Raw genomic sequence first — 12,379 nt, 5'->3', positions numbered from 1 at the left:
AAAGCGAGACATTCGTCCCGCCCTTCTTATTTTTCGTCAATAACGATTCTTACTTTTTTATCTTCAGTTGGGACAGAGTAGACAATCGTTCTTATCGCAGAAATAGTGCGACCCTTACGACCGATTACACGACCCACATCGCTTTGATCAAGATCTAAATGATATTCCAAAAACTCTGGTGTATCTTCAATCTTGATAGTTAAGGCATCTGGTTGTGAAATCAAGGGTTTCACAATCGCAATAATGAGATTTTCAATCGTATCCATCTGTCAACCTACTTTAAACTTATTTTGAGAATTTAGAATCGTGGAATTTTTTCAATACGCCTTCTTTTGAAAGGATGTTGCGAACTGTATCTGAAGGTTGAGCTCCATCAGCCAACCATGCAAGAACGCGGTCTTCTTTCAAAGTTACTTGGTTTTCAGCAACAAGTGGGTTGTATGTTCCAACTGTTTCGATGAAACGTCCGTCACGTGGTGAACGTGAATCTGCTACGTTAATACGGTAGAAAGGTTTTTTCTTAGAACCCATACGAGTCAAACGGATTTTAACTGCCATTTTTAAAGTCTCTTTTCTTATTTTTTATTTCGGTGAAATAGCTGAACTATTTAGCACATGTTCTATTATAACAGATTTCTGACAGGTGTCAAGAAAAAAACTTGACAGACTATAAAATTTTTAAACCATTTATAAATTTGTTATTTTTTTAAAGAAAAACCAGAAAGAGAATGTCATGAATGCTATTGTAGAAAAATTTTACAAAGACCACCAAGTTAAGCCCTTCATCTCACCTGAACGTGATTTTGATACTTGGCTCCTAAATCCCAAGCCCGTTCCCAAGCGAAACATCAAGGATTTTAAGAACGAAATCTACTAATTAAGTTATAAAATATGAATTAATAGATTCTAAATAGGGAAATAATTTAGTTCTGTAAAAATTAACTTCTACACCTATAACGCTTATTCTGACAGACTTTATAACAGTCTAAGAAAAAAAGTAGAGATTCATACGGTATCTAGATTTTCCAAAAATTCTTTATCATCAAATATTATTAACGAAACTATCCAAACCAAATCCGATGCATTGCTTCAAAGAATTCTTTACTTGTTTGACTATCGAGGGCTTTTATTAAAAAAATTTTTCAAATAATTGCTACCTTGGCACATAAATTCTTGCTTTCTAAATTTAAATGTGATATATTTATAACATAAAATTTAAGTGTTATATATTTATAACACAAAAAAGGAGTCTATCATGAAAAAAAGTCAAAAAATGCGTGGCCTCATTGCAATGATTGCCGTAGCTCTCTTTATTGATTTTATTGTTTTATTTGGTTCTAATCTTAGTTGGGGACCCAAGTTAGTTATTACTTGTATTTCAGTGTTAGGTCAAATTGTAGCTATTTGGGGCTGGCTACATATGAAGCCATGGCCTCATAAAAGTCAGAAAGGTAAGAGAAAGATTATTTTTGACTTGTCTGTTAAGCTTTACACGATACTTGTGTTTGCAGCAAGCATTTTTTATACAGTAGGGCTTTGGGTTGCAACCCCTAGCGTAAGTTCTGGTATTAAAGAATGGATTTTGGGAATTGGCCTCGTTATTGAAGTGATTTTATTTGGTTTTTTCTGTTTTAAAAATGTCAAGGAAACTCCGGACGAACGCTTTTATACTAATTTAGCCAAGGCAGCTAGCTTGATGTTTGTTTTTATACTAGGCGCACTGATGATTCTAGCAGTTAGCATTGGATATATAGGGTCTCTCACGCTTTACATGGGCCAGATCTTTATTAGCATAGCTGCCTTGATTTTCATCTTTGCGGTTGTCTATTTTATCTTGGAACGGAGAGGATAAGCATGGCCAAAGAAAGCAAGATTATTACTAATCTCAAATCTGTTCGTGAGTCCACAGGCATGACCCAGCAGGAGTTAGCCGACCTCATCGGCATGCGACGCGAGACAATTCTGCACTTGGAAAATAACCGTTACAACCCTTCGCTGGAAATGGCTCTTAAAATTGCTCAAGTTTTTAATCTGAAAGTAGAAGACCTCTTTGAACTCAGACAGAAAGAGGAAGCATAATTCTTTTCGAGACCTAGTATTAAGTTTATTGATTAATTAGGAATTGAAGCCAAAAGGAAAAACCCTTTGAAAATGTGCTCTTTTAAAATATAGTAATTCTTTCGAATTAACGTTTGCTAATTGTGATGCTTTACGAGCTTTCTTAAGATCTGGTTTCCTAAATACTTCGAGTACACTTATGGTATTGATACCTCTAAACAAGCGACTTTCAGGTTGGCTTCCTCTAAAACTACCTTGTCACTAACATTTGAAATCCACTTCCTTTTAGGGTACAATGGTAGAAATGAATTTTTGAAAGGATCAGAATGAAAAAACTAGCAACCCTTCTTTTACTGTCCACTGTAGCCTTAACTGGATGTAGCAGCATCCAACGCAGTCTGCGTGGTGATGACTATGTTGATTCCAGTCTTGCTGCTGAAGAAAGTTCCAAAGCAGCTGCCCAATCTACCAAGGAATTAAATGATGCTTTGACAAACGAAAAGGCCAACTTCCCTCAACTTTCCAAGGAAGTAGCTGAAGATGAAGCCGAAGTGATTCTCCACACAAGCCAAGGTGATATTCGCATTAAACTCTTCCCTAAACTCGCTCCTCTAGCGGTTGAAAACTTCCTCACTCATGCCAAAGAAGGCTACTATAACGGCATTACCTTCCACCGTGTCATCGATGGCTTTATGGTCCAAACTGGAGATCCAAAAGGGGACGGTACAGGTGGTCAGTCCATCTGGCATGACAAGGATAAGACAAAAGACAAGGGAACTGGTTTCAAGAACGAAATTACTCCTTATCTCTATAACATCCGTGGTGCTCTTTCTATGGCTAACACTGGTCAACCAAACACCAATGGTAGCCAGTTCTTCATCAACCAAAACTCTACAGATACCTCTGCTAAACTCCCTACAAGCAAGTATCCAAAGAAAATCATCGAAGCCTATAAAGAAGGGGGAAACCCTAGTCTAGATGGCAAACACCCAGTCTTTGGTCAAGTGATTGACGGTATGGATGTAGTAGATAAAATTGCCAAAGCCGAAAAAGATGAAAAAGACAAGCCAATTACTGCTATCACAATCGACAGCATCGAAGTGGTGAAAGACTACGATTTTAAATCTTAAAAACCAAAAAATACAGTATCCGCATTCGATACTGTATTTCTTTTTTCCTCATTTTTAAGTTAGCTTGTTAAAGTCCCAGATTTGGTCCATCCAACCTTCATAAAAGTCTGGTTCGTGGCAGACCATAAGGATAGATCCCTTGTATTCTTTGAGAGCACGTTTGAGTTCATCCTTGGCATCCACATCCAAATGGTTGGTCGGCTCGTCCAGCACTAAAACGTTGTTTTCACGATTCATCAAGAGACAGAAACGAACTTTGGCTTGTTCCCCACCTGACAAAACCTGAATTTGACTTTCGATATGCTTAGTTGTCAAACCACAACGGGCAAGGGCTGCACGAACTTCTGCTTGGTTGAGAGCTGGAAAGGCATTCCAAACAGCCTCTAGTGGTGTTTGGCGATTACCGCCTTCTACTTCTTGTTCAAAGTAGCCAAGTTCTAGATAATCTCCACGCTCCACTTCCCCAGCAATTGGCGGAATAATGCCCAAGAGAGACTTCAAGAGAGTTGTTTTCCCGATACCATTTGCCCCGATAATAGCAACCTTTTGATTACGTTCAAAGGTAAGATTTAAAGGCTTGGTCAGAGGACGATCATAACCAATTTGCAAATCCTTGGCTTGGAAGATAAAGCGCCCTGGCGTACGAGCTGGTTTGAAATCAAAGGATGGTTTTGGTTTCTCACTTTGCAGTTCGATAATATCCATCTTATCCAATTTCTTCTGACGGGACATGGCCATGTTTCGTGTTGCAACACGCGCTTTGTTTCGGGCAACAAAGTCCTTAAGGTCCGCAATTTCTTTTTGCTGACGTTCGTAGGCAGCCTCTAGCTGAGATTTCTTCATAGCATAGACTTCTTGGAACTGGTAGTAGTCACCAGAATAACGCGTCAGCTGTTGATTTTCCACATGGTAGACAATATTAATCACGTCGTTCAGGAATGGAATATCGTGTGAAATGAGGACAAAGGCATTCTCATAGTTTTGGAGATAGCGCTTAAGCCAGTCAATATGCTCAGCATCCAAGTAGTTCGTCGGCTCGTCCAACAGCAAGATATCAGGCTTCTCAAGGAGAAGTTTAGCCAAAAGCACCTTGGTTCTTTGCCCACCTGACAAAGAGGTTACATCCGTATCCATGCCAAAGTCCATGACACCAAGGGCACGCGCTACTTCATCAATCTTAGCATCCAAAGTATAGAAATCACGACTCTCTAAACGGTCTTGAAGTTCTCCCACTTCTTCCATGAGAGCATCAACATCCGCACCGTCTTCAGCCATTTCCATATAAAGGTCATTGATACGAGCTTCTGCTTTAAACAGCTCATCAAAGGCTGTACGGAGAACATCACGCACCGACTGTCCTTCTTCCAAGACAGAATGTTGGTCTAAGTATCCAGCAGTCACATATTTGGACCACTCAACCTTCCCTTCATCTGGCAACATCTTACCAGTCACGATGCTCATAAAAGTTGATTTTCCTTCACCATTAGCACCGACCAGACCGATATGTTCTCCTTTGAGAAGACGGAAGGAAACATCTTCAAAAATTGCACGGTCACCAAAACCGTGACTCAAATTTTTAACTTCTAAAATACTCATTTTAATTCCTTATCTTGTTTTTATGTAATTGTTTATATAGGAACCAAGCCAGATAGCCACCCAAGGTATTGGTCCACAAATCATCAATTTCAAAGACGCGATTAAAATCAAAGAAAAAGTCCAAGACTAACTGCGTACACTCGATTCCAAGGCTCACTAGAAAACTAAAAAGTAGCACCTTTTTTGTTTTCCGCAAGTTTGGAAGGAGATAAAGGAGTTGGAACACCAAAGGAAAAAGCAAGAAGACATTGAGGATATTTTGTAAAAAAATCCAAGATAATTGTCCCACATCACTCACTTGGCCCAGTTTCCAGAGAGAATTGAAAGGAGTCAAAAGAAAAACCAGGCGTCCAAGATGCTGAATACCTGGAGTTTCCACTCCCACGGGAGAATGTCCTTGAGGAGTAAAGCAAAAATAGACAATGCAAATGCTATAGAAAATGACTCCCCATACTAAAATATGATTATAAGTTTTCTTCATCATTAAGGATTGACTGCTGCGACTGCTTTCTGGCGGTCACGTTTCATTGTGTTAGAGCGCAATTGTCCACAAGCTGCATCAATATCTGTACCATGTTCTTGACGAACCACACAGTTGACCCCCTTTTTCTTAAGCGTATCATAGAAAGCCATCACGCGCTCTTTAGGACTACGGCTATATTGGTCATGCTCACTAACTGGGTTGTAAGGAATCAAGTTTACATAAGACAATTTCTTAATATTCTTGAGCAATTCAGCTAACTCAAGGGCCTGTTCAACACCATCATTAACTTCATTTAGCATGATATACTCAAAGGTCACACGACGATTTGTTGTCTCAATGTAGTACTCAATAGCTGCAAAGAGTTTTTCAATCGGAAAGGCACGGTTAATCTTCATGATGCTTGAACGCAACTCATTGTTAGGTGCGTGAAGGGAAACGGCAAGATTGACCTGAACTCCTTCATTAGCAAAATCACGAATTTTATGGGCCAAACCTGAGGTTGAAACCGTGATGTGACGAGCACCGATAGCCATCCCCTTGTCATCATTGATGGTACGAACGAAATTCAAGACATTGTTGTAGTTATCAAAGGGCTCACCGATTCCCATGACAACGATATGGCTGACGCGTTCATCCTGACCACGCTCATCAAAGTATTTCTGAACCAGCATGATTTGCGCTACAATTTCACCGTTATTGAGGTCTCGTTGCTTCTTAATCAAACCAGAAGCACAGAAGGTACAACCGATATTACAGCCGACCTGAGTGGTCACACAGACTGACAAACCATAGTGCTGACGCATCAGTACAGTCTCAATTAGCATACCATCAGGCAACTCAAAGAGATATTTGACCGTACCATCAGCAGACTCTTGAACGATACGCTGTTTCAAGGGATTGACTACAAACTGGTCATTGAGCTTAGCAATCAAATCTTTTGAAAGATTGGTCATTTCTTCAAATGACTGCACACGTTTACGGTAAAGCCATTCCCAGATTTGATCAGCACGGAATTTCTTTTCTCCCTGCTCCAATACCCATTCCTGCATGGTTTGACGTGTTAAACTATAAATTGACGGTTTCATTTCTTCTCCTTATTCTCTACTCACTTCTGACGAATGACAAAATGACGTTGTCCCTTGTCCTCTTTCTGAGAATGCTGGTCTTTCTGACGACGTCTATTTTTCTTATCTGCATTCGGTTTTCGTTTTGTTTGAGCCGGTTTCTTTCCTTTTCTAGAAGGTGTTTCTTCTTCCTTCTTACGTATTTTCTTGTCAAATGATGCTCGCTTAGGAGCTTCATTTTCTAAGACAAAATAGGCACAACCATAACTACAATACTCTAAAAGATAGTCTTGTAAACGACTGATTTTTTCAAGTTTCTCTTCTGTTCGATCATCCTTGTAAAAACCTCGTAGGCGAAGCTGTTCGTTGCTCCAATCTCCCACGATATAATCAAACTTGGTTAAGACTTCTGAAAAACGCTGATTAAAAGCCGTCACATCAAAGGCATCCTTGATATTTTCCACCAAGGAAAAAGCTATCCCTTCCGTTTCAACCTTGTCCCCGTGTAAATGAAACTCAGGACCAGGAAACTTGTTATAGTTGTATAATTCAGGTGCAATTTCTTTTCGCATAGATATCCTTTTTCCACGATTACTTAATACTTTATTCTACCATAATTTCTAGCAGTTAGCACGTTTCTCATAAAAATGAAAAAAGTCTGACGATTTTGTCAGACCAAAATAATATAACCTTAAAAAGAGAAGAACAATTCTTCCCTCCAACTATCATTATTTAGCTGCTGCGTACAATTCATCTACTTTGTTCCAGTTGATCACTGAGAAGAAAGCTTTGATGTAGTCAGGACGCACGTTGCGATATTTCACGTAGTAAGCATGTTCCCAAACGTCCAAGCCCAAGATTGGTTTTTTACCTTCTGAGATTGGTGTGTCTTGGTTTGCTGTTGAAGTCACTTCAAGTTTACCTTCTTTGTTGACAACCAACCATGCCCATCCTGAACCAAAACGAGTTGTTGCTGCTGCAGTGAAGGCTGCTTGGAATTCTTCAAATGAACCAAATGTTGCATCGATTGCTGCTGCAAGTTCTGCTGATGGAGCTGTTTTCTCAGGAGTCATCAATTCCCAGAAAAGAGCGTGGTTCAAGTGTCCACCACCATTGTTGATAAGCGCTTGACGGATATCAGCTGGGATAGATTCTACATCAGCAAGCAAGGCTTCAAGATCTTCACCGATTTCAGGGTGTTTTTCAAGAGCTGCATTAGCATTGTTGACATAAGTTTGATGGTGTTTGTCATGGTGCAAGTGCATTGTTTCCGCATCGATGTATGGTTCCAAAGCGTCGTATGCATATGGAAGATCTGGTAAGATAATAGCCATCTGTAATACCTCTTTTTCTTTCTATATGAAAATGATAACGCAAACATTCACTTTTTTCAAGTTTTTTGCTTATAGATGAAGAAATCACTGAAATACTTTCTAATAATACTCTTTGAAAATCTCTTCAAACCGCGTCAACGTCGCCTTGCCGTAGATATGTTACTGACTTCGTCAGTCTTATCTACAACCTCAAAACAGTGTTTTGAGCTGACTTCGTCAGTCTTATCTACAACCTCAAAGCAGTACTTTGAGCAACCTGCGGCTAGTTTCCTAGTTTGCTCTTTGATTTTCATTGAGTATAAAACAAGCAAATCAGTAAGAAACCCACGACAAAATAATATTGACGCGGGTTAAAAAATTTTTCAGATATGATTAATTTACCTGACTAGCAATCTGTAGGAGTGCCTTTTCAAAAAGGAAACCTTTTTCATAAAGACCTGTTTTAATCTGATAGTCTGTCTCAATCAAATAAGAAATAGCTTGCTTTAAAAAGCTCAAGGAAAGTCCTCGTGAATCCCTTAGCGCAAACTTGATTTGATAGGGATTAGGATTGCGTCCGAGAAAACTTCCTAGACTATTTGCAATCTGCGATTCTGTTTGCCCAGACTCCGCCAAAATCTTCACCTGAGTAAAAGTCCGAAATTGTCCTAGCATGACTGCAATCAGTTTAATTTCATCTTCACCTTGCAAGGTCAAGTCTCTAACCAAATCGCGCGCCTGGTCCATCTTTTTAGTCAGAATAAACTGAGTTAAATCAAAAATATTGTCCTGTAAGGTCTTGGGAATAGCGTTGACAATATCCTCTTCCTCTATAACAGAGTCTTCCTTATAGGATTGTAAAAAAAGGAGATTTTTCTGGATTTCGCTAAATTGAAAACCCGACTTGATGAGGAGATTTTCAAAAGAATGATTAGCAAACTGCAAACCTTGTTTCTGACTCCACTTTTGGAAATACTGGCGCAATTCTTGTTCTTTTGCTTCTACTGCATCAAAGACCTTGGCATCCCGCTTAAGTAATTTAACCAACCGTCTTTTGCTATCCAATTTTCCTTCTGCAAATATCACTAATTTGGTTGTTGGAGAAGGATTGTCAAGATATTCTTCAAATGACTTGAGCTCATCATCTGTCAAAAAACGCTTTTTAGAAGTCGTAATATCGACAAAATGATCTAGTATCACGATTTTCTCATCCGCGAAGAAAGGAAGGCTGACCAACTCTAGTTCCACATCCTTGTATACTACTTCTTTCATATCAAAGTAGGCAAAGTTGAGGTCAGCAGAATCATAACCAATCTGTTTCAATACTTGACTCTTCATAACTTCAAACTGACCCTGGTCTGTCCCTGTAAAAAGGCTCAGGCTCGGTAAATTTGATAAAGTCAACTTCTGACTTTCTTCAATGGCTAGCATCTTCTCTCCTTTCTTCTAACTTTTTAGTTCATTTAATCAATATAGCGCAATTTCCCACGAAAATCTTCTAGGCTCTCGTATCCTTTTTCTTCCATGATCGCTTTCAATTCATTGGTAATGCGGTCAAAAACACCGACGCCTTCTTTATGAAGTGTGGTCCCTACCTGCACCATACTAGCTCCACAGAGGATATGTTCAAAGGCATCACGACCAGTCAACACGCCACCTGTTCCGATGATTTGGATTTGAGGGTTGAGACGTTGGTAGAAGGCATGAACATTAGCTAAAGCAGTAGGTTTGACATACTCTCCACCAATGCCCCCGAAACCATTTTTAGGACGGATAACGACAGACTCATCTTCTATATAAAGGCCGTTTCCGATAGAGTTAACACAGTTAACAAACTTGAGCGGATACTTGTTGAAAATAGCTGCCGCTTGGTCAAAGTGAACAATGTCAAAATATGGTGGCAATTTAATTCCCAGAGGTTTAGTGAAGTAGGCAAACACCTCTGCCAAAATCCGGTCTGTTGTCTCAAAATCATAGGCAATCTGAGGTTTACCTGGAACATTTGGACAGGAAAGGTTTAGCTCAGTCAGACCACGAAAATCACTCTCTTGGACTTTTTTCAAGATAGTATGGGTTTCTTCTGGAGACATGCCAACTAGAGATAGGAAGAAAGTACGGTTTGGCTCTTTTTCCTGCAAGTCCAAAAGATAGTCCAGATAGTAGTCTAAGCCATTATTTGGCAAGCCCATAGAGTTGATAGAACCAAGTGGAACATCTTGATAGCGTGGCTCAGGATTCCCCTGACGGAAGTTCAAGGTCGCTGTCTTAGTGACAAAGGTTCCTGCCACTGAGTTTTTAACACCTTCTAACTCCGCTATCGTCATACAAGCCACACCTGCTGCATTCATCAAGCAATTGTCAAACTCAAAACCAGCAATTTGTGTTTTCGTTGATACCATGATTCTGATCCTCCGGATTCCATTTATTTCTAATATTATACCATATTTTCAGCTTTTCTCTTTAAGAAAGTCATTTATAAGAAAAACGTTCGTTTTTTATCCAATTTCAAAAAATTCCAATTTCAAACAACCACAAAAATCAAATTGAAAGAATTTTTAGAAAATTTTTGTTTTTCTCTTTACAGTTAAAAAAAATTCTGCTATAATGACACACATAATTAAATTAGAATTTAAGGAGAACGATATGACATCTGCTAAAGAATATATCCAAAGCGTGTTTGAAACTGTAAAAGCTCGTAACGGGCACGAGGCTGAATTCCTCCAAGCTGTTGAAGAATTTTTCAACACTTTAGAGCCTGTATTTGAAAAACACCCTGAGTATATCGAAGAAAATATCTTGGCACGTATTACTGAGCCAGAGCGCGTGATTTCTTTCCGTGTTCCTTGGGTTGACCGTGATGGAAAAGTTCAAGTAAACCGCGGCTACCGTGTTCAATTCAACTCAGCTGTTGGACCATACAAAGGCGGACTTCGTTTCCACCCAACTGTAAACCAAGGGATTTTGAAATTCCTCGGATTTGAACAAATCTTTAAAAACGTCTTGACTGGCCTTCCTATCGGTGGAGGTAAAGGTGGATCAGACTTCGATCCTAAAGGTAAAACAGATGCTGAAGTGATGCGCTTCTGCCAAAGCTTCATGACTGAGTTGCAAAAACACATCGGACCATCACTAGACGTACCTGCTGGTGATATCGGTGTTGGTGGACGTGAGATTGGTTACCTTTACGGTCAATACAAACGCCTTAACCAATTTGATGCTGGTGTCTTGACTGGTAAACCTCTTGGGTTTGGTGGTAGCTTGATTCGTCCAGAAGCAACTGGTTACGGTTTGGTTTACTATACTGAAGAAATGCTTAAAGCAAATGGCAATAGCTTTGCTGGTAAGAAAGTGGTTATTTCAGGTTCTGGTAACGTTGCTCAATACGCTCTTCAAAAAGCAACTGAACTTGGTGCTACTGTAATCTCTGTATCTGACTCAAACGGTTATGTCATCGATGAAAATGGTATCGACTTTGATCTTTTGGTTGATGTTAAAGAAAAACGTCGCGCTCGTTTGACTGAGTATGCTGCTGAGAAAGCAACTGCTACTTATCATGAAGGTTCTGTATGGACTTACGCTGGTAACTATGACATCGCTCTTCCATGTGCGACTCAAAACGAAATCAACGGTGAAGCAGCTAAACGTTTGGTTGCTCAAGGCGTTATGTGTGTATCTGAAGGTGCCAACATGCCAAGCGACCTTGATGCCATCAAAGTCTACAAAGAAAATGGTATCTTCTACGGACCTGCAAAAGCTGCCAACGCTGGTGGTGTAGCTGTTTCAGCTCTTGAAATGAGCCAAAATAGCCTTCGCCTCTCATGGACTCGTGAAGAAGTTGATGGACGTCTCAAAGACATCATGACAAACATCTTTAACACTGCTAAAACAACTTCAGAAACATATGGTCTTGATAAAGACTACCTTGCAGGAGCTAACATTGCTGCCTTTGAAAATGTAGCAAACGCTATGATTGCCCAAGGTATTGTTTAAGAGTTATTTGCTCAATCCTCAATCACTACGATTGGGGATTTTTATGTTGAATTCAAAAAACTCACCATTAACAGTGAGTTTTAACATCTAAATTTATTTTACTTTCATTAGGGCAGATGACAAACATTCAACAATCTCATCAACTGCTTCATCTATGTTTATAGTTCCTTCATCATTCAACATCATGGGAATAAGATAAGAAAAACTCAATGCTAAAATGTATCGAACAATTCTTTCATTTGACCAATTTAGAATAAGTCCTTTTTCTTTAAATTGATTTAAAACCGGACTAATTGGTTCTATTATAGATTGAACAATAATATTTCCTAACTGGATAGAAAGATTTTTATCAATAAAAGAACGCCCCAAGAGAATTTTAACCTGCATTTGATTCTCCTGAATGAAAAAGAGCCTATCTCGAACAATACTTTTTAAAAAGAAGGGAAAAGTTTCTTGATCTACTGTGAATTTTTTTTCTGAGAAATCCGCAATTACTTCTGGAATAACCTGTTCTAGAAAAGTAGATAAAATGGCTTCTAAAATACCTTCCTTTGTTTTAAAGTAACTAAAAACAGTTCCTTCTGACACTCCAGCGCGTTCGGCAATAAGGCTGGACGTTGTATTCTCAAATCCAATTTCTGAGAATAATTTTAAGCTTGATAATAACACTCGACGTTGTTTCAAGCTCAAGTTGCTAACTTCTAACGTCTGAGCATACTTTTGTTCTAAACTTTCCATCGCTAG

General features: G+C 39.2%; 15 protein-coding genes. 5 read left to right on the top strand and 10 right to left on the bottom strand.

What is annotated here, in order from left to right:
• Positions 1 to 26: 26 nt before the first annotated feature.
• Together kphA and rpsP are read right to left on the bottom strand one after the other, a co-directional pair.
• Positions 27 to 266, bottom strand: a complete 240-nt coding sequence (kphA, locus tag QP439_RS03940; RefSeq protein WP_000379617.1) for an RNA-binding protein KphA — start codon at positions 264 to 266, stop codon at positions 27 to 29.
• A gap of 19 nt (positions 267 to 285) precedes the next feature.
• Complete coding sequence (gene rpsP / locus QP439_RS03935; protein ID WP_000268760.1) at positions 286 to 558, bottom strand: 30S ribosomal protein S16; 273 nt, start codon at positions 556 to 558, stop codon at positions 286 to 288.
• Positions 559 to 733: 175 nt separating this feature from the next.
• Between rpsP and QP439_RS03930 the strand changes: the two genes are divergently transcribed.
• From QP439_RS03930 to QP439_RS03915, 4 genes are all read left to right on the top strand, one after another.
• On the top strand, positions 734 to 877 hold the full coding sequence (locus QP439_RS03930) for a hypothetical protein (protein WP_192855393.1): 144 nt from the start codon (positions 734 to 736) through the stop codon (positions 875 to 877).
• 378 nt (positions 878 to 1,255) lie between these two features.
• Positions 1,256 to 1,852, top strand: a complete 597-nt coding sequence (locus tag QP439_RS03925) for a hypothetical protein (protein ID WP_285387737.1) — start codon at positions 1,256 to 1,258, stop codon at positions 1,850 to 1,852.
• 2 nt (positions 1,853 to 1,854) lie between these two features.
• On the top strand, positions 1,855 to 2,079 hold the full coding sequence (locus tag QP439_RS03920; protein WP_001041097.1) for a helix-turn-helix transcriptional regulator: 225 nt from the start codon (positions 1,855 to 1,857) through the stop codon (positions 2,077 to 2,079).
• A gap of 305 nt (positions 2,080 to 2,384) precedes the next feature.
• Positions 2,385 to 3,188: a peptidylprolyl isomerase gene (locus QP439_RS03915; RefSeq protein WP_261051510.1), complete on the top strand. Its 804-nt coding sequence runs from the start codon at positions 2,385 to 2,387 to the stop codon at positions 3,186 to 3,188.
• A 54-nt stretch (positions 3,189 to 3,242) separates the two neighbouring features.
• Here QP439_RS03915 and QP439_RS03910 read toward each other — a convergent pair whose 3' ends face one another.
• From QP439_RS03910 to QP439_RS03880, 7 genes are all read right to left on the bottom strand, one after another.
• Positions 3,243 to 4,784, bottom strand: a complete 1,542-nt coding sequence (locus QP439_RS03910) for an ABC-F family ATP-binding cassette domain-containing protein (RefSeq protein ID WP_050253125.1) — start codon at positions 4,782 to 4,784, stop codon at positions 3,243 to 3,245.
• Position 4,785: 1 nt separating this feature from the next.
• On the bottom strand, positions 4,786 to 5,268 hold the full coding sequence (locus QP439_RS03905) for a VanZ family protein (RefSeq protein WP_084862391.1): 483 nt from the start codon (positions 5,266 to 5,268) through the stop codon (positions 4,786 to 4,788).
• Positions 5,268 to 6,353 carry a dual-specificity RNA methyltransferase RlmN gene (gene rlmN, locus QP439_RS03900; protein WP_000804762.1) on the bottom strand — a complete coding sequence of 362 codons (1,086 nt, stop codon included), beginning with the start codon at positions 6,351 to 6,353 and terminating at the stop codon, positions 5,268 to 5,270. The genes QP439_RS03905 and rlmN overlap by 1 nt, the downstream gene beginning before the upstream one ends.
• A 20-nt stretch (positions 6,354 to 6,373) precedes the next feature.
• Positions 6,374 to 6,904, bottom strand: a complete 531-nt coding sequence (locus QP439_RS03895; protein WP_020901484.1) for a YutD family protein — start codon at positions 6,902 to 6,904, stop codon at positions 6,374 to 6,376.
• Between the two features lie 156 nt (positions 6,905 to 7,060).
• Positions 7,061 to 7,666 (bottom strand): superoxide dismutase SodA, encoded by a 606-nt coding sequence (gene sodA, locus QP439_RS03890; RefSeq protein ID WP_000974733.1) that lies wholly within the window; start codon positions 7,664 to 7,666, stop codon positions 7,061 to 7,063.
• 372 nt (positions 7,667 to 8,038) lie between these two features.
• Positions 8,039 to 9,076, bottom strand: a complete 1,038-nt coding sequence (holA, locus tag QP439_RS03885) for a DNA polymerase III subunit delta (protein ID WP_261146959.1) — start codon at positions 9,074 to 9,076, stop codon at positions 8,039 to 8,041.
• Between the two features lie 32 nt (positions 9,077 to 9,108).
• Entirely contained in the window at positions 9,109 to 10,044 is a 936-nt protein-coding gene (locus QP439_RS03880) for a dihydroorotate oxidase (protein WP_285387724.1), read from the bottom strand.
• A 244-nt stretch (positions 10,045 to 10,288) separates the two neighbouring features.
• Between QP439_RS03880 and gdhA the strand changes: the two genes are divergently transcribed.
• The gene (gdhA, locus tag QP439_RS03875; protein ID WP_285387722.1) at positions 10,289 to 11,635 is read left to right on the top strand and encodes an NADP-specific glutamate dehydrogenase; all 1,347 of its coding nucleotides are present in this window, start codon (positions 10,289 to 10,291) and stop codon (positions 11,633 to 11,635) included.
• A gap of 93 nt (positions 11,636 to 11,728) precedes the next feature.
• Here the strand turns inward: gdhA and QP439_RS03870 are convergent, their stop codons facing one another.
• Positions 11,729 to 12,373 carry a TetR/AcrR family transcriptional regulator gene (locus QP439_RS03870; protein WP_261026610.1) on the bottom strand — a complete coding sequence of 215 codons (645 nt, stop codon included), beginning with the start codon at positions 12,371 to 12,373 and terminating at the stop codon, positions 11,729 to 11,731.
• Positions 12,374 to 12,379: the final 6 nt, after the last annotated feature.

It is taken from the genome of Streptococcus sp. UMB1203 (assembly GCF_030217725.1).
Taxonomy (GTDB): domain Bacteria; phylum Bacillota; class Bacilli; order Lactobacillales; family Streptococcaceae; genus Streptococcus.
Note: the sequence above shows the minus strand (reverse complement) of the source record. Positions and strands in the feature narration are given on the sequence as shown.